General features: G+C 65.3%; 17 protein-coding genes. 1 reads left to right on the forward strand and 16 read right to left on the reverse strand.

Features of this window, described 5'->3' with window-relative positions; genetic code table 11:
- Positions 1-2: 2 nt before the first annotated feature.
- A complete protein-coding gene (rimP, locus tag GGD66_RS27075; RefSeq protein ID WP_018319419.1) occupies positions 3-758 on the reverse strand; it encodes a ribosome maturation factor RimP in 756 nt (251 codons plus the stop codon).
- Between the two features lie 362 nt (positions 759-1,120).
- Here rimP and GGD66_RS27080 point away from each other — a divergent pair, with 362 nt between their 5' ends.
- Positions 1,121-2,203: a DUF2336 domain-containing protein gene (locus GGD66_RS27080; protein ID WP_092251480.1), complete on the forward strand. Its 1,083-nt coding sequence runs from the start codon at positions 1,121-1,123 to the stop codon at positions 2,201-2,203.
- On the opposite strand, the gene trmB is transcribed toward GGD66_RS27080, so the two are convergent.
- The 15 genes from trmB to trpS all read right to left on the reverse strand — a co-directional run bounded on the left by trmB (position 2,200) and on the right by trpS (position 15,876).
- A complete protein-coding gene (gene trmB / locus GGD66_RS27085) occupies positions 2,200-2,910 on the reverse strand; it encodes a tRNA (guanosine(46)-N7)-methyltransferase TrmB (RefSeq protein WP_183259513.1) in 711 nt (236 codons plus the stop codon). The two genes, GGD66_RS27080 and trmB, sit on opposite strands and share 4 nt — an antisense overlap.
- Positions 2,907-4,064, reverse strand: a complete 1,158-nt coding sequence (locus tag GGD66_RS27090) for a M20 family metallopeptidase (RefSeq protein WP_183259514.1) — start codon at positions 4,062-4,064, stop codon at positions 2,907-2,909. Before GGD66_RS27090 ends, trmB begins: the two co-directional genes overlap by 4 nt.
- An 85-nt stretch (positions 4,065-4,149) precedes the next feature.
- Positions 4,150-4,563: a helix-turn-helix domain-containing protein gene (locus tag GGD66_RS27095; protein ID WP_018319423.1), complete on the reverse strand. Its 414-nt coding sequence runs from the start codon at positions 4,561-4,563 to the stop codon at positions 4,150-4,152.
- Positions 4,564-4,784: 221 nt separating this feature from the next.
- Positions 4,785-6,383 (reverse strand): apolipoprotein N-acyltransferase, encoded by a 1,599-nt coding sequence (gene lnt / locus GGD66_RS27100; protein WP_183259515.1) that lies wholly within the window; start codon positions 6,381-6,383, stop codon positions 4,785-4,787.
- Entirely contained in the window at positions 6,380-7,498 is a 1,119-nt protein-coding gene (locus GGD66_RS27105; protein WP_246786148.1) for a hemolysin family protein, read from the reverse strand. The genes lnt and GGD66_RS27105 overlap by 4 nt, the downstream gene beginning before the upstream one ends.
- 1 nt (position 7,499) lies before the next feature.
- Complete coding sequence (ybeY, locus tag GGD66_RS27110; RefSeq protein ID WP_246786149.1) at positions 7,500-7,988, reverse strand: rRNA maturation RNase YbeY; 489 nt, start codon at positions 7,986-7,988, stop codon at positions 7,500-7,502.
- Between the two features lie 83 nt (positions 7,989-8,071).
- Positions 8,072-9,070 (reverse strand): PhoH family protein, encoded by a 999-nt coding sequence (locus GGD66_RS27115; protein WP_018319427.1) that lies wholly within the window; start codon positions 9,068-9,070, stop codon positions 8,072-8,074.
- A 64-nt stretch (positions 9,071-9,134) separates the two neighbouring features.
- Positions 9,135-10,529, reverse strand: a complete 1,395-nt coding sequence (gene miaB, locus GGD66_RS27120) for a tRNA (N6-isopentenyl adenosine(37)-C2)-methylthiotransferase MiaB (RefSeq protein WP_183232241.1) — start codon at positions 10,527-10,529, stop codon at positions 9,135-9,137.
- Between the two features lie 189 nt (positions 10,530-10,718).
- Positions 10,719-11,399: an HAD family hydrolase gene (locus GGD66_RS27125; RefSeq protein ID WP_092251493.1), complete on the reverse strand. Its 681-nt coding sequence runs from the start codon at positions 11,397-11,399 to the stop codon at positions 10,719-10,721.
- Positions 11,400-11,478: 79 nt separating this feature from the next.
- Positions 11,479-11,934, reverse strand: coding sequence for a Fur family transcriptional regulator (locus GGD66_RS27130; RefSeq protein WP_018319430.1), 456 nt, complete (start codon positions 11,932-11,934; stop codon positions 11,479-11,481).
- A 39-nt stretch (positions 11,935-11,973) separates the two neighbouring features.
- Positions 11,974-12,459, reverse strand: a complete 486-nt coding sequence (gene rimI, locus GGD66_RS27135; protein WP_018319431.1) for a ribosomal protein S18-alanine N-acetyltransferase — start codon at positions 12,457-12,459, stop codon at positions 11,974-11,976.
- Entirely contained in the window at positions 12,456-13,151 is a 696-nt protein-coding gene (tsaB, locus tag GGD66_RS27140; protein WP_183259621.1) for a tRNA (adenosine(37)-N6)-threonylcarbamoyltransferase complex dimerization subunit type 1 TsaB, read from the reverse strand. Before tsaB ends, rimI begins: the two co-directional genes overlap by 4 nt.
- Before the next feature lie 212 nt (positions 13,152-13,363).
- Positions 13,364-13,933: a NifU family protein gene (locus tag GGD66_RS27145; protein WP_183259516.1), complete on the reverse strand. Its 570-nt coding sequence runs from the start codon at positions 13,931-13,933 to the stop codon at positions 13,364-13,366.
- 303 nt (positions 13,934-14,236) lie between these two features.
- Positions 14,237-14,731 carry a universal stress protein gene (locus tag GGD66_RS27150; RefSeq protein ID WP_026202179.1) on the reverse strand — a complete coding sequence of 165 codons (495 nt, stop codon included), beginning with the start codon at positions 14,729-14,731 and terminating at the stop codon, positions 14,237-14,239.
- 92 nt (positions 14,732-14,823) lie between these two features.
- Positions 14,824-15,876: a tryptophan--tRNA ligase gene (trpS, locus tag GGD66_RS27155; protein ID WP_018319435.1), complete on the reverse strand. Its 1,053-nt coding sequence runs from the start codon at positions 15,874-15,876 to the stop codon at positions 14,824-14,826.
- Positions 15,877-15,939: the final 63 nt, after the last annotated feature.

Consider the following 15,939-nt stretch of genomic DNA (forward strand, 5'->3'; position numbering starts at 1 on the left):
GGCTAGTCTCCTTCGTCAGGCTCGATCTCGCCCCGTCGCGCGCGTTCGGCGGCCAGGCGATGCTTCTTCGTATTGGTCGGGGCCGGCTTCTTCTTCGGCCTGGTGTTCTTGGTGGTCTTTTCGCTGATCTTGGCGTGCGGCGCCTGCGGCGGCTCCAGGCCGAGATCCCGGCGCATCTGGCGCTCCTCGGCCTTGCCGCGGCGCATCGATTCGGCGATCAGCTCGTCGGTCAGCACCAAGCGGGCCTCGCCGATATCCTCCATCGTCAGGAGCACGTCGGGATCATCGCCCGCCTTGACGTCGTCGCGACGCAGATGCACGCGATCGCCTTCGACCGGACCGATCATGCCGCGGAACCGCTTGCGCCCCTCATGGGCAACCGCCATCTCGATCTTCACCAGATGGCCGGAATAGCGCTCGAAATCGGAACGGCGGACCAGCGGCCGGTCGATTCCCGGCGAGGAGATTTCCAGCCGGTAGGCGCGATCGATGGGGTCGGCAACATCGAGCACGGGCGACAGCGCCCGCGAGATCGCCTCGCAATCCTCGAGCTGCATCGAGCCGTCCGGTCGCTCGGCCATGATCTGCACGGTGCAGCCGGCTTCCCCGGAAATGCGGATCCGCACCAGACGGTAGCCCATGCCCTCGAGCACCGGCGCTGCGACCGCGGACACACGTGCCGCCACGCCCGGCTCGACAACGAGCCTCGGCTCGGCCAGCAACTCGGCATCCGTGGAACCAGTGTTCGGTTCGGTCATATCAGGGGTCAAGGCGCTCGATGGTTAAGGCTTGGTTACGATTTTCAAAGCCCGCTTCGGAACTTCCCGACAGCGCGTCGGGCCGCATCTTCCGCCAAGCCGCGTTCGGGTAATAAAAAAGAGCGGGTCCTTTCGGGCCCACTCTCACTACGCGGATCGTATGAGAAGATGAATTGGCGCTGATATAGCGCTTTCTGTCCCCCCGGACAAGGCCCATCGCGGGCCAGACGAGGCTTTTTGCGCCCGATTCGCGGCGCTCCGGGCCTAACGCTTCCTTCACCTCGGGGGGCTAAATTCCCTGATTGTGGGGCGGCTTGGACCAAGGGCGCACCCGCGGCGTGCCCTGTTCGAGTAGCGTTTTCATGACCGTTGCCACGTCGCTCATTCCCGGACTGGACGATATCGTCAAACGCGGCGATCCGCGGCGACGCGGCGAAATCGCGCGCGCCATCTCCGAGCTGTTCTTCCAGGATTCCGCCAATCTTCGGCCCGAGCTCATCGATCTCTTCGACAACCTCCTGATCGATCTCGTCCCGCATGCGGAGCTTGCCTCGCGCGTCGACCTCGCCGAGCGCTTCTCGCACCTGAACAACGCGCCGCCGCATCTGGTCAATCAACTCGCGCGCGAGAACGAGATCATGGTGGCCGGCCCCGTGCTGCGCCGCTCGCCCGTGCTCGATGATGCCGCGCTCGTCGAGATTGCGCGGTTGAAGGGCCAGGGACATTTGCTTGCGATGACGGAGCGCCCGGCTTTGTCTCCCGTCATCACCGACGTGCTGGTGGAGCGCGGCGATCGCGACGTGGTGCGCCGCGCCGCGGGCAATGCCGGTGCGGTGTTCTCGCCTGGCAGCTATTCCGAGCTGATCAAGCGTGCGGCGCAGGACGGTGTGCTGACGCTCAAGATCGGCCAGCGTCGTGATCTCTCGGGCGAGAACCTGAAACAGCTTCTCGACGGCACGCTCGACGTCATCCGCCGCCGGCTCTCCAGCGTGGTCAATCCCGCGCGCCAGGTCGAGATCAAGCGCGCGATGGTGGCCATCGAGGAGGCCGCGCTGCCGCCGGGACCGCGGCGCGATTTCTCCGCAGCCCAGCGCACGGTGCTCAACCTGCATCGCGAGGGCCATCTCGGCGAGAGCGCACTGCTCGGCTTCGCCAAGGCGAACAAATACGAGGAATCGATCGCCTCGCTTTCGGCGATGTCCGGCGTTCGCCTCTCTGTGCTCGACCGCCTGATCGCAGGCGACCGCTACGACCCGATCCTCATTCTCGGCCGCGTGCTGAATCTCGGCTGGCCCACGGTGCGCGCGCTCATCCTGCTCTGGTACGGTCCGCACCGCACGCCGGCCGATGCCGATATCGAGGCCGCGCGCGTGAACTTCACGCGCCTGATGCCGACGACCGCCGAGCGCGTCGTCAATTTCTGGCGCAACCGGCAGACGATCTAGAGTCGTCTGAACCGCAAATACGCAGCCTTCCGTCCTTCGCGCGCGGCCTTCCGGCCGTAGCGCGTCATGGTGTAGCCCGCCCATGGCTGCCTGAAATCGTCGGCGCGTTCGGCCAGCCAGACGAAATCCTGCGAACGCGCAAGATGCGACAGCGTCCAGGCGCAGTAATCGTCGATGTCGCAGACGAAGCGGAATTCGCCGTTCGGCTTCAGCACGCGCGCCATCGCGGCGATCGTCCTGTCCTGGACGAAGCGCCGTTTCCAGTGCCGCCGCTTCGGCCAGGGATCGGGATGGATCAGGTCGATCCGCGACAGCGATGCCTTGGGCAGCCAGGCCAGCAGCTCGGCGGCATCGCCCGCGAACAGGCGAATGTTGCCGATGTTGGCGGCCTCGATCTGCGCGAGGATCTTGGCCATGCCGTTGACATAGGGCTCGCAGCCGATGAAGCCTGTCGTGGCGAAGCTCTGGGCCTCGGCCGCGAGATGCTCGCCGCCGCCGAAGCCGATCTCGAGCCGCACGTCTTCGGTCACGGAGCCGAAGATCTCGCTTGCATCCGCCGGCGCCTCGCCGTCGATGTCGAGCGCCAGATGCGGCAGCAGTTGACCGATCAGCTCGGCCTGATGCTGCCTGAGCTTGTGCCCCTTGCGGCGTCCGAAGAACGCGCGCTCGCTGTCATCGCGACCGGGCTCTGATTTGCGCTCGCTCATCGCAGCGTCTGGTACAGGCGGTGGAGCAGCCGCGCGCGCGGCGCGAGCGACGAGATGTAGAGCTGCTCATAATGAGTGTGCGCGCCCTTGCCGTCGACGCCGAGGCCGTCGAGCGTTGCGGTATGGGCCGCGGTGAAATTGCCGTCCGAGCCGCCGCCGGTGTGGGTGTCGACCAGATCGAAGCCGATCTCGCCGGCGAGTGTCTTCGCGTGCTCGTACAGCGAGGCGCCTGCGTTGCTCTTTTCGTAGGGCGGACGGTTGAGCTCGCCGGTGACCGTGACGGTGACGCCGTCGGTCTTGGACGTCAGCCCAAGAATCTTGCCGACGAACTCCTCTGCGTCCTTGAGGCTCAGCACGCGCAGATCGACCTCGGCATAGGCCGCTTCCGGCGTGACGTTGGGGCGCGTGCCGCCACGTACCACGCCGACATTGACGCTCACGCCGCGTGTCAGGTCGTTCATCCCTTCCAGGGCGAGGATGACATTGCCAAGCTCGCGCACGGCGCTGCGGCCGTCTTCCGGCCGCGAGCCGGCATGCGCGGGCATGCCCTTGATGAAAACCTTGAAGCGTCCGACGCCCTTGCGCCCGGTGACGATCTTGCCGCCGTCGCGCGCCGGCTCCGTCACCAGCACGTATTTGGCCCTGCGCCCTTCTGTCTCGATGAGTGCGCGCGAGGTGGGACTTCCGATCTCCTCGTCGGAGGTGAACAAATGCGTGATGCCGAGCGGCGAGCGATCGGCTGTGGCACACAGCGCGGCAAACGCGTGATGGGCGATGTAGGCGCCGCCCTTCATGTCGTAGATGCCGGGACCGTACGCGACGTCGCCTTCGACCTTGAACGGCAGACGTTCGATGAATCCCATGGGATGGACGGTATCGAGGTGGCTCAGCACCAGGATGCCCGGCCGGTCCTGCCCCCAATTCGAGCGCGCCATGAGATGATCGCCGCAACCATCGACGCCGGCGACGCGTTCGAGCGTGACAGGCAGATCGCGGTACTGCTCCGCGACCATTGAGATCAGCCTGTTGACCTGTTCGGGCGCTTCCGTCGGCGTCTCGACCTCCACCCAGCGGCGGATGCCATCGAGAATAGTTTGGGAATCGAACCAATTGGAGCTGGCCATGGACGCATCTGTGCCTTTGAATCGCATCATCGAAGCGGACGCGCATCAAAGCGCGGCCACAAATGACGACATAGGCCAGATTTGACGCCGTCTCAAATCGCCATTGAGCTGGCGATCAGCGCTTGTCGGGACCTTCGCGAGCCGCAATCTGCTCGACGAGATCGACGATCGAGCGGCGCATCTTCGAATCGGTAATTCGCGTGAACGCCTTGGTCAGTGCAAGTCCTTCGGACGTCGCGAGAAAGTCCGACACATAGGAAGGCGAGGCGCCTTCGCTGAAGCCATCCGGACCCGGCACGCCGCTCGGGCCGCCCTCGAACAGGAACGACACCGGCACCTGGAGAATTTCGGCGATCTGCTGGATGCGGCTCGCACCGACCCGGTTCGTGCCCTTCTCGTATTTCTGGATCTGCTGGAAAGTCAGGCCCAAAGCTTCACCGAGCTTTTCCTGGCTCATGCCCAACATGATGCGGCGCATACGCACGCGACTGCCGACATATTTGTCAACAGGGTTGGGCGCTTTCGACATTTCCTCAGCCCTCCAAACACCACCTTCAGCGCAATCAACTGGAGTGCCTCAGGTGCAAGCATCGTCAAATCAGACCCTCTTATTGGGAAACATTGCGGAGAAATTTAGCAATGCCCACTGTCTTTTGCAGCCGGTGCAGAATGGGGAGCCCATGTGCAGTCTGTCAACCGTGGGACTACGGTTGTCAAAAGTTTCCGGCCGCCTCCGCGGCGACGGCGCGATCAGGCCTTCCGCTTGGTGACACGTCGGCGGACCGCTAGAATCACGGCCAGCGCGACGAGCATGGCGGCCGGCACATCGCCAACCCGCGCATAGACGGTCGGTGATATCGCGGCAGGCAGGCTTGCATCCAAAATGCCTTCGATGCCGAGACCGAGGCTGGCGACGGTGCGGCCCATTGGATCGATCACCGCAGAGATACCGGTATTGGCAGAGCGGACCAGCGGCAATCCCAGCTCGATCGCGCGCATGCGCGACTGCTCCAGATGCTGATAGGGGCCGGTCGAGATGCCGAACCAACCGTCATTGGTGAGGTTCACGATCCAGCGTCCAGCCACCTCGCCGGGAAAGATTGCCTCGTAACAGATCAGCGGTAGCGCGGGCGGCGCGCCGGGCACCTGCAGCGCATGCCGCACCGTGCCGGGAATGAAGCCGCCGCGCACACGCGTCAGTTGCTCGAAACCGAGCTTCTCCATCAGTGCCTGGTAGGGAAGAAATTCTCCGAACGGCACCAAATGCAACTTGTCGTACACTGCGAGCACGCTGCCGTCGTGATCGATGACGTAGATCGAATTATAGGCACGCGTGATCGGCGTGCCGCGCGGCAGGTCGGGCGCGCGGACCGACCCCGTGATCAGCACCGTGCCCTTGGGCAGAAGATCGGCGATCTGTGCCATCGCGTCGGCTTCCCGGGTCAGGAAGAACGGAAATGCGGATTCCGGCCAGATCAGGATGGTGGCATCGCGCACGCCGGTCGATTGCGGGCCGGAGGCGCGGTCCGACAGCGCCAAATATTTTTTCATCACCTCCGACTTGGCGGCGTAATTGAATTTGGCGTCCTGCTGCAGGTTCGGCTGCATCAGGCGCAGCTTGGCGCCTGAGACCATCGTGGTCGGATGCAGCGACAGGCGGATCGCGCCGAAGATGCTCATGACAAGCAGGAGCGCGATTGCAGCCGCCGGCGCCCGCCACGCCAGGCGGCGATCGGGCGTGCGGTCGATCAGCGTCGCGGGGCTCGCGAAGATCGCAACCGTCAGGAACGTCATGCCCCACAGGCCGACCAGCGAGGCCGTCTGCGCTAGCGGCAGCGGCTCGGACAGCGCATAGCCGAACGCGTTCCAGGGAAAGCCGGTCAGCAGGTGGCCGCGCAGCCATTCGCTGACGGTGAGGCTTGCCGCAAGTGCAAGCACGCGCGTCGCGTTCTTGGTCCAGAGCAGGCGCGCCAGCGCAAAGCCGATCGCCGTGAAGATGGACAGATAGGCCGGTAGGCCGAGCACGGCGAACGGCGTCAGCCAGGCGAATACGTCGGCCTCGACGAAGAAGGCGTAGCCGATCCAGTAGAGGCCGGGGACGAAATAGCCGAGTCCGAACCAGTAGCCGGTCAGCGCCGCGGCGGGGACGCCGCGATAGCGTCCGGCGCCGGCGCCGTCGATCAGCCAGACCAGCACCGGGAAGGTGATGAACAGCACCGGGAAGAGGTTGAACGGCGCCAGCGCCAGCACGGACAGCGCTCCGCACCCCATGGCGATGACGGCGCGTTTCCATCCCCAGGCGAGAATGATGGCAAGCGCAATCTGCCGAAGTCGCTGGAACGGGCTCACTGTTGGCCGGTCCCGTCGCTTGGCGGCGGGCTGGGCGTGTCATTGGCCGGCGATGGACCGCTGTCCGGCGCAGCCTCGCGGCGCCGGCTCTCGCGCTGGGTGCGCGGCGCGGGACGCTCCTTCCGCGTCGAGATGCGCAGCCGCTTGACGCGGCGCGGATCGGCATCGAGCACCTCGATCTCGTAATTGCCGGGACCCGAGATTACCTCGCCGCGCACCGGCAGGCGCCCGACGAAGCTGACGAGATAGCCGCCCAGCGTCTCCACTTCCTCGCCGGCCTCGCCGGTGACGAAATCCTCGCCGATCACCGAGCGGACGTCGTCGAGGCTGGCGCGGGCGTCGGCGATGAAGGCATTGTCGGGCAGCCGCACGATCGAGGGCGGCTCGTCGCTGTCGTGCTCGTCGTCGATCTCGCCGACGATCTGCTCGACGATGTCCTCGAGCGAAACCAGCCCGTCGCTGCCGCCATATTCGTCGACCACCAGCGCGAGGTGAATGCGCGTGGCCTGCATCTGCGCGAGCAGGTCGATCGCCCGCATCGACGGCGGCACGTAGAGCAGCTTGCGGATGATGCGCGCTTCCTCGAGTGGCAGCGCGAGATCGACGGCGCGGAGGTCGAGCCCGGCCGGCAGCGGCTTCTTGCGCTTGGTCTTGGTGGCTTCCGGCACGCGCGCACGCGCGGTCATAAAGGCGAGCAAGTCGCGGATGTGGACGATGCCGACGGGATCGTCCAGCGTCTCGTTGTAGACCACGAGGCGCGAATGGCCGGCGCTCTCGAAGCGGTCCATCAACTCGCCGAGCGGGATGTCGCGCTTCACCGCGACGACGTCGGCGCGATGGACCATGACGTCGGCGATGCGGCGCTCGTGCAGACCGAGGATGTTGCGCAGCATGGTGCGCTCGACCGCCGAGAAGCCGGTGTCGTCGGGCGTGGTCGCATCGAGCACGACCTGGAGGTCGTCGCGCACCGATCCCGCCTTCCAGCCGAACAGCGTGCGGATGGCGCGCAGGAGCCAGCCATCGGCGGTCGGGCGCATCACCTCGCCCTGGGTCACCACGGCCGGCAGATTGGCCGTGTGGCGTGGATTGTCCTGAATCGGGTCGGAGTCCGGCATCTCAGTGCGTCCCTGCGCGGTCTGCATAGGGATCGGGAATTCCAAGGTGAGCCAGGATCTGCGTCTCCAGGGCTTCCATCTCCGCGGCGTCGCTGTCGTTCTCGTGATCGTAGCCGATCAGGTGCAGGAAGCCGTGCACCGCGAGATGGCTCAAATGGTGGTCGAACGGCTTGTGTTCCTCGTCCGCCTCGCGCCGCATGGTCTCGTAGGCGATCGCGATATCGCCGAGCATGCGCGGCGCATCGCCCGGCTTCCACTCGCCCTCCGGCTGGAGTGCGGGAAACGACAGCACGTTGGTCGGCTTGTCGATGCCGCGCCAGTTGCTGTTGAGGGTGCGGATGCCGGCATCATCGGTCAGCATCACCGCCACTTCCGCGTCGGCGACGTCTTCGTCGACACTCTCGGCGGCGGCCGCAACCGCGCGCTGGATCACGGCTTCGGAATCGGGCTCGCGCTGCCAGCAATCGGCGACGACGAGGACCTCGGTCATGGGAAGGTTCGGATGTGACATTGTCTTTGTTCGGAACGATGAGGCGCCTTCATCCGCGTCCTCTGGGTCCGGCTGTTGCCTCGTCAGGATTTGCCGGCGGCCGGCCGCTGCGGCGAGCCTTCGTAAGCGGCAACGATTCGCGCCACGAGTTCGTGGCGGATCACGTCCTCGGCTTTGAAATGAACCTGGGCAATGCCCTCGACGCCGCCCAGGAGGCGGGTCGCTTCGGCCAGGCCCGAGGTCTGGCCGTTCGGCAGGTCGATCTGCGAGGGATCGCCGGTCACGATCATGCGGCTGTTCTCGCCGAGGCGCGTCAAAAACATCTTCATCTGCATCGACGTGGTGTTCTGCGCCTCGTCCAGGATGATGGCGGCGTTGGTGAGGGTGCGGCCGCGCATGAAGGCGAGCGGCGCGATCTCGATCTCGCCGGTCTGGAGTGCGCGCTCGACGATGCGCGCATCCATGAGGTCGTAGAGCGCGTCGTAGATCGGGCGGAGATAAGGATCGACCTTCTCGCGGAGATCACCGGGCAGGAAGCCGAGCCGCTCGCCGGCTTCCACCGCCGGCCGCGACAGGATGATCTTGTCGACCTCCTTGCGCTCGAACAGCTGCGCGGCATGTGCGACCGCGAGCCAGGTCTTGCCGGTGCCGGCCGGGCCGATGCCGAACACGAGCTCGTGGCGCTTCAGCGCGCGGATATAGGAGTCCTGGGCGGCGGTGCGCGCGCGCACCGGACGCTTGCGCAGATTGATGCTGTCGAAGGTCGCCCCTTTGGCCGATTTGGCGTCGAACTCGAACAGCGAGCCTTGGGCGATGACCGCGCGGATCGCGCCCTCGACCTCGCCCTGGTCCAGATCCTGCCCCTTCACGGCCTGCGCGTAGAGCATCTCCAGCACGCGGCGTGCGGCGTCGCAGCCGTCGCGCGTGCCGCCGATCGTGATGTGGTTGCCCTTGGAATCGACGACGACGCCGAGCCGCCGCTCGATCTGCGCCAGATGCTGGCCGTAGGGGCCGACCAGCGCGGAAGCGGCGCGGTTGTCGTCGAAGTCGATGACGACCTGGGTCTCGGGCGGAACTTGCATGTCGCGGTCAAATTTACGGCTGGGAGCGAGAGAAGACGAATCCGATGCGCTTTTTGGCAAGGGTTCAGGCTCCGATGGCTGGCGATAAAGCGGGCTCGCGCGCCCCACGCGGCGTCACGAGCTCACCGAGAAAGCTGTAGCGTTCGAGGCTGTCGATCCTGACAGGCAGGATGTGTCCGATGATGTCGGGCGAGGCCATCACATGGGCGGGCTGCAGGAATGCGGTGCGGCCGACGATCTGGCCGTCCTTGCGCGCCGGACGCTCGAACAGCACGTCGACCGTTGAGCCAATCGCGGCCTTGTTGAAGGCCGATTGCTGGCTGTCGATCAGTTCCTGGAGCCGCTCCAATCGCTGGTCCATCTCGGCGGGGGACACCGTCTCCTGCATGTCCGCGGCCGGCGTTCCCGGCCGGGCGGAGTATTTGAACGAATAAGCCGCAGCGTAGCCGATTTGCGTGACAAGCGCGAGGGTGGCGAGAAAATCTTGCTCGTCCTCGCCGGGGAAACCCACGATAAAATCTGATGAAAAAGCAATGTCTTGGCGCGCGGCGCGGAAACGGTCGATGACCCGCCGATAATCATCGGCGGTATGTTTCCGGTTCATGGCCGCCAGAATGCGGTCCGAACCCGATTGCACCGGCAGGTGCACGAACGGCATCAGGGCACCGAGATCGCGATGGGCGGCAATCAGGCTGTCGTCGACGTCGCGGGGGTGGCTGGTCGAATAGCGCAGCCGCGCGATGCCGGGAATTGTCGCCAGATGCTCGAGCAGCCTGCCGAGCGGCCAGGTTTTCCCGTCTGGTCCCTCGCCATGATAGGCGTTGACGTTCTGCCCGATCAGCGTCAGCTCGCGCACGCCGTTGTCGGCGAGCCGCTTCACATCGTCGACGATCTTGGCGACAGGGCGCGAGACTTCCGAGCCGCGCGTGTAGGGCACGACGCAGAAGGTGCAGAACTTGTCGCAACCTTCCTGCACCGTGACGAAAGCGGAAATGCCGCGCGCCCGGATCGCGTCGGGCTTGGGTTGAGCCAGGAAGCCGAACTTGTCCTGGGCCGGAAACTCGGTCTCGATCGCGCGGCCTTCGTTGCCGGCGCGCTTCAGCAGCTCCGGCAGGTGATGATAGCTCTGCGGTCCGACCACGACATCCACGACAGGCGCGCGGCGCACGATCTCCTCGCCCTCGGCCTGCGCGACGCAGCCCGCGACCGCGATCTGCATGGCTCGCCCGCCGCGCGCAGCCTCGTCCTTGGCGACACGCAATCGGCCCAGCTCCGAATAGACCTTTTCGGACGCCTTCTCGCGGATGTGGCAGGTGTTGAGGATGACGAGGTCGGCGTCTTCAGCGCTGGCCGTCTCCACGAATCCTTCCGGAGCCAGCGTGTCCACCATGCGCTGGGCATCGTAGACGTTCATCTGGCAGCCATATGATTTGATGTGCAGCTTGCGCGGCGGCGTCATGGAACCTGGAATGGCGGTGGAGAACGGCCTTCAAATATAGGTTGGAGGGACGAAAATCCAGCGAATGGAGCCTCTTGAGCCGTCATTCCGGGGCGCGACGCAGTCGCGAACCCGGAATCCGGGAGGTTTTGGGCGAGATTCCGGGTTCACGCCTCCGCGCGTGCTCCGGAATGACCGGGAAGAAGCCCCTCAGCCCGCCAGGACATCCGCGCCGACCCGCCGGACCAACTCCGGCAATTGATGCATGTCGGCAAAGGTCAAGTCAGCGCCGGCCTGACGCAGGGTCTCGGCATGGCCCTCCCCGCAGTGGCTGCCCCCGTAAAAGCCGAACACCGTCATGCCGGCGGCCCGGGCGCCGGCAATTCCGGCCAGGCTGTCCTCGATCACGACACACCGTTCGGGCGGCAGGCCCATTTCGTTCGCCGCGAACAGGAACAGGTCCGGCGCCGGCTTGCCGTTCTTCACCTGCGAGGCCGAGAAGATATTTGGCGCGAGACGTTCGTAGAGGCCGGTGCTTCCCAGGCTGACGCGCATGCGCTGGTGCGAGCCGCTAGAGGCGACGCAGACGGCTTGCGTGACGACATCAAGCACATCGCGAATGCCGCGGATCGCCTCGAGGTCGGCCTCGAACGAGCGGAACAGCTCGTCCTGCAGATCGCCGTGATAGGCCTCGGGCAGCTTGCGGCCAAGCTCGGTCTCGATCTCCAGATTGGCCTGCCGCGTTGAGCGGCCGAGGAAACGTTCGAACACCTGCTCCGAGGTGATCGGATAGCCGTGCCGCGTCAGCACGTCGGCATGGGCGCGACAGGAGATCACCTCGCTGTCCACGAGTACACCGTCGCAATCGAAGATGATGAGGTCTATCGGCACTAAGGCATGATCCGGAAAAGTGTGTAGCGGTTTTCCCGCGCGACAAACGCGAAACGCGTTTGCGCGGAGATCATGCCACTCAAGACGTCGGCTTGTCGTCGTCGAGCGGGACGCAATAGAGCTCGAGCCGGTGATCGACCAGCCGGTAGCCGAGCTTGCGGGCGATTTCCGCCTGCAGCTTCTCGATCTCCTCGGAGGTGAACTCGATCACCTTGCCGTCGCGCAGATTGATGAGGTGATCGTGATGGCTGTCGCGCATCTGCTCGTAGCGCGCGCGGCCCTCGCGGAAATCATGGCGCTCGATGATGCCGGCATCCTCGAACAGCTTGACGGTGCGATACACGGTCGAGATCGAGATCTTGTCGTCGACGGCAACGCAGCGCCGGTACAGTTCCTCAACATCGGGATGATCGATCGCCTCCGCGAGCACGCGGGCGATGACACGGCGCTGCTCGGTCATGCGCATGCCGGTGGCGGCACAGCGCGCCTCGATGCCGGACGCCTTGGACGCGGAAGAAGGTTTCAGTGCGGTCATAGTTTGTCTGCCTGGCGGGGGCGCTTTCTGCCACCAATGTTACGACAAGTCACGTCGCATCAGAAGGGCGTTCAATTGTTCCCCGTTCGGCTGCTTATAGTAGCGTTCGCGGCGCCCGACCACCACGAATCCGGCCCTCTCGTAGAGCCGCCGCGCCGGCTGGTTATTTTCCTCAACTTCGAGAAATATTGTGCGCACGCCGCGCCCCGCGAGGTGGCCGAGATGGGTCATCAGCAGCGTGCGGGAGAGACCGCGGCCGCGATAGGCCTCGTCCACCGCGATCGAGAGGATTTCCGCTTCATCCGCCCCGATCCGCGACACCGCGAATCCGACGGTCCTGCGGCCGAGGCGCAACCGGTGCACCAGCGTGTTGCGCTCACTGAGCATGCTCTCGAATTCGCCCTCGCCCCAGCCGCGCGCGAAGGAGGCGCCATGAAGCTGCGCCAGCTGAGCGGCGTCACGCACGGATGCGGGCTCGACGGCGGCGGTGCCGCCGCGCCACCATTCCGACAGCCATCTCATCATGGGGTCGCGGCTTGTGCTGCAAATGGCGGCTGTGCCGCCGGCTTGGCATCGGGCGCCTTCAGATAGAACGGCCGCGCCGGATTCGTCGCGGGATCGGCGGCAGCGCCGAGCCATGCGACCCAGCCGATATCGGGCGCGGGCTGCGCGTCGACCGCGACCGGCTGCGGGACATCCTTCGGCCAGCGGTCGGCGAGGATGTTTGCTGCATTGCCGACCAGATGCGGCGCGCCGAATTGCGAGGCCGCGATCGCCTCGTCGATGGGAGCAACGCTCGGCCGCACCAGCTGGCTGCCGTCGCCGGCGACGATCTGGAAATAGACATGGTCGTGCCGCGCGTCGATTGCAGAGATCACGGGTGCCGATTTGCTCTGGCCGACGATGGCGGCGGCATAGGCCGACAAGGTGGTCAGGCCGATCGCCGGCCGCTCGGCCGCAAGCGCAAGGCCGCGCGCCGCCGAAATGCCGACGCGCAGGCCGGTGAAGCTTCCGGGGCCGATAGTGACCGCGATGCGGTCGAGCGAGGTGAAGGCGAGATTGGCCGATTGCATGACGCGCGCGATCATCGGCATCAGCGCCTCAGCGTGACCGCGCTTCATCAGAAGCTGCTCCTGCGCAACGAGCTCGGCCGTTTCGGTGTGGAGTACGGCGACGGAGCAGGCGTCGAGCGCGGTATCGATGGCGAGGATCAGCATGGACAAGCGAATGGCGAGTGGTGAATGGCGAACAGTCTAGCGAACCAGTCGCCGATACGCCATTCGTCACGCACGATTTGCAGGCCTCCGATATGACTTACTTCGTAGGGTGGGCAAAGGCGCACTTGCGCCGTGCCGACCACCTGTATCTTATGGCAGAAAAGGTGGGCACGCTTCGCTTTGCCCACCCTACGGCACCTACGATGCCGCGCTTACATCGGCCGGACTTCGACCACGTCGGGCACGAAGTGCTTCAGCAGGTTCTGGATGCCGTGCTGGAGGGTCGCGGTCGATGACGGGCAGCCGGAGCAGGCGCCCTTCATGTTGAGATAGACGATGCCGTCCTTGAAGCCGCGGAAGGTGATGTCGCCGCCGTCATTGGCCACCGCCGGCCGCACGCGGGTCTCGATCAGGTCCTTGATCATGTCGACCGTTTCGGCATCGGCCTCGTCGAAGAACTCGTCATCGTCGTCGAGATCGGCATCGCTGTGCGCTTCGCCTCCGGCGAGCAGCGGCGCGCCGGACATGTAGTGCTCCATGATGGCGCCGAGGATCGCGGGCTTGAGCTGCTGCCATTCACCGTTCGCCTTGGTCACGGTGATGAAGTCCGATCCGTAGAACACGCCGGTGACGCCGGGCACCTCGAACAGCTTTTCGGCCAGCGGCGAGCGGGCGGCGGCTTCGCGACTCGCAAATTCCATCGGGCTGCCGTCGACCACGACGCGGCCCGGAATGAACTTCAGCGTGGCGGGATTGGGGGTGGCTTCGGTTTGAATGAACATGGTTTTCTCCAGACGTCGCCGGTTCAAGGCCGGCGCGTGCTTTATCCACTAGCAGATGGCGACGGAGAACGCACGATCAAGGGGATGTGAGATATTAGTCTATGAATTTCAGAGAGTTGGCTTCGCTTTACCCTCCCCTGGAGGGGGAGGGTCGATCGCGCGCAGCGCGAGCGGGGTGGGGTGATCTCTCAACACGGGCAGTGTGCGAGGTGGACAGACCGTCACCCCACCCCGCTATGCATTCCGCTTCGCTGCATGCGTAGCGACCTTCCCCCTCCAGGGGAGGGCAAGAAGAGCAGCAGCCTACGATAGCGAATCCACGCTCTGGTCGCTGAGCGCGCCGGAAATGATGGTCACGGGAATCGGGAAGGTTCCGACCGCGTGGGCCAGCAGCGCGACCAGGGGGCCAGGCCCTTCCGCGCCCGGATTGGCGGCGAGCACCAGCATGGCGATATCAGGGTCCTCGTCGATCACTGCCAGCAGTTGCTCCATCGGCACACCCTCGCGGATCACCCGCTCCGGGGTGATTGCGGCGATGCCGTTGGCGCGGCCGGCGGCACGGTCGAGCGCGGCCTCCGCCGCTTCCTGCGCTTCGGCGCGCATGATGTCGGCGACCCCCAGCCATTCCTGGCTCTGCTGTTCGGGTTCGATGATGCGCAGCATCACTACGCCGCCGCCGGCGCGGATCGCCCAGCGGCTGGCATAGTAGACCGCGCGATCCCATTCGGCGGTGTCGTCGACGACGACGAGGCATTTGGGCTTGTGACCCGGCTCGAAGCAAAGGCGCTTGCTGGTCATGCATCTCCCGGCATGTGCACGGCCGGCATGCTGCCACACTCCCGCAGGGTTGGGGAGAGGAGATGCGGCCGGCGCGCTGGCGCCGACCGTCTCTATCGTCGGCGGATGAAGCCGACGATGTCCTTGGAGAGCTTCATCGTCTCGTCGGCGATGGCGCGGGCCCGGTCGGAACCTTCATTCAGGATCGAATCGATATGGCCGGGGTCGGCGACGAGGCGCTTCATCTCGCCGGCGATCGGCGCCAGCTTGGTGACGCACAGCTCCGCCAGCGCGTTCTTGAAGCTGGAGAACTGGCCGCCGCCGAATTCGCGCAGCACGTCCGCCTTGGGGCGGCCGGAGAGCGCGGCGAAGATGCCGACGAGGTTGTCGGCCTCGGGACGGGCTTCCAGGCCCTTCTCCTCTGACGGCAACGGCTCCGGATCGGTCTTCGCCTTGCGGATCTTCTGCGCGATGGTGTCGGCGTCGTCGGTCAGATTGATGCGCGAATTGTCTGACGCATCGGACTTCGACATCTTCTTGGTGCCGTCGCGCAGGCTCATCACCCGCGTCGCGGGGCCCGTGATCAGGGGCTCCGGCAGCGGGAAGAACAGCCCGTCATTGGCCCCGAGGTTGCGGATCGAGTCGCCAAAGTCGTTGTTGAACTTCTGCGCGATGTCGCGCGAGAGCTCGAGATGCTGCTTCTGGTCCTCGCCGACCGGCACATGGGTGGCGCGATAGAGCAGGATGTCGGCCGCCATCAGCACGGGATAGTCGAACAGGCCGACGGAGGCATTCTCGCGGTCCTTGCCGGCCTTTTCCTTGAACTGGGTCATGCGGCCGAGCCAGCCCATGCGCGCGACGCAGTTGAAGATCCAGGCGAGCTCGGCATGGCCGGAGACCTGGCTCTGGTTGAACACGATGTGCTTCTTGGGATCGATGCCGCTCGCGATGAACGCCGCAGTCACTTCGCGGGTGTTGCGCGCGAGCTCGGCCGGCCCGCCCCAGACGTCCACCCCTTGCGTGATCGCGTGCATATCCACGACGCAATAGATGCAGTTGTGGGTTTCCTGCATCTTCACGAAGTTGACGATGGCGCCGAGGTAATTGCCGAGATGCAGATTGCCCGTCGGCTGGACGCCCGAAAAGACCCGTTCAACGAATGGCATGGTAAGCCTTCCCATAGGTATTCGGCCGTCGTTTCCAACAGCGGCGCTGCCCCGTCAAGGGCA

The organism is Bradyrhizobium sp. CIR48, from assembly GCF_014198315.1.
GTDB lineage: Bacteria > Pseudomonadota > Alphaproteobacteria > Rhizobiales > Xanthobacteraceae > Bradyrhizobium.

Bases quoted from the DNA above. Each gene is read 5' to 3' on its own strand.
- tsaB (WP_183259621.1), bottom strand. From the start codon at position 13,151: ATGCTGATCCTCGCCATCGATACCGCGCTCGACGCCTGCTCCGTCGCC.
- GGD66_RS27115 (WP_018319427.1), bottom strand. From the start codon at position 9,070: ATGCAAGTTCCGCCCGAGACCCAGGTCGTCATCGACTTCGACGACAAC.
- GGD66_RS27150 (WP_026202179.1), bottom strand. From the start codon at position 14,731: ATGACCAGCAAGCGCCTTTGCTTCGAGCCGGGTCACAAGCCCAAATGC.
- trpS (WP_018319435.1), bottom strand. From the start codon at position 15,876: ATGCCATTCGTTGAACGGGTCTTTTCGGGCGTCCAGCCGACGGGCAAT.
- ybeY (WP_246786149.1), bottom strand. From the start codon at position 7,988: ATGACCGAGGTCCTCGTCGTCGCCGATTGCTGGCAGCGCGAGCCCGAT.
- trmB (WP_183259513.1), bottom strand. From the start codon at position 2,910: ATGAGCGAGCGCAAATCAGAGCCCGGTCGCGATGACAGCGAGCGCGCG.
- rimP (WP_018319419.1), bottom strand. From the start codon at position 758: ATGACCGAACCGAACACTGGTTCCACGGATGCCGAGTTGCTGGCCGAG.
- GGD66_RS27130 (WP_018319430.1), bottom strand. From the start codon at position 11,934: ATGACCGCACTGAAACCTTCTTCCGCGTCCAAGGCGTCCGGCATCGAG.
- GGD66_RS27090 (WP_183259514.1), bottom strand. From the start codon at position 4,064: ATGATGCGATTCAAAGGCACAGATGCGTCCATGGCCAGCTCCAATTGG.
- GGD66_RS27145 (WP_183259516.1), bottom strand. From the start codon at position 13,933: ATGTTCATTCAAACCGAAGCCACCCCCAATCCCGCCACGCTGAAGTTC.
- miaB (WP_183232241.1), bottom strand. From the start codon at position 10,529: ATGACGCCGCCGCGCAAGCTGCACATCAAATCATATGGCTGCCAGATG.
- GGD66_RS27095 (WP_018319423.1), bottom strand. From the start codon at position 4,563: ATGTCGAAAGCGCCCAACCCTGTTGACAAATATGTCGGCAGTCGCGTG.
- GGD66_RS27105 (WP_246786148.1), bottom strand. From the start codon at position 7,498: ATGCCGGACTCCGACCCGATTCAGGACAATCCACGCCACACGGCCAAT.
- rimI (WP_018319431.1), bottom strand. From the start codon at position 12,459: ATGATGAGATGGCTGTCGGAATGGTGGCGCGGCGGCACCGCCGCCGTC.
- GGD66_RS27080 (WP_092251480.1), top strand. From the start codon at position 1,121: ATGACCGTTGCCACGTCGCTCATTCCCGGACTGGACGATATCGTCAAA.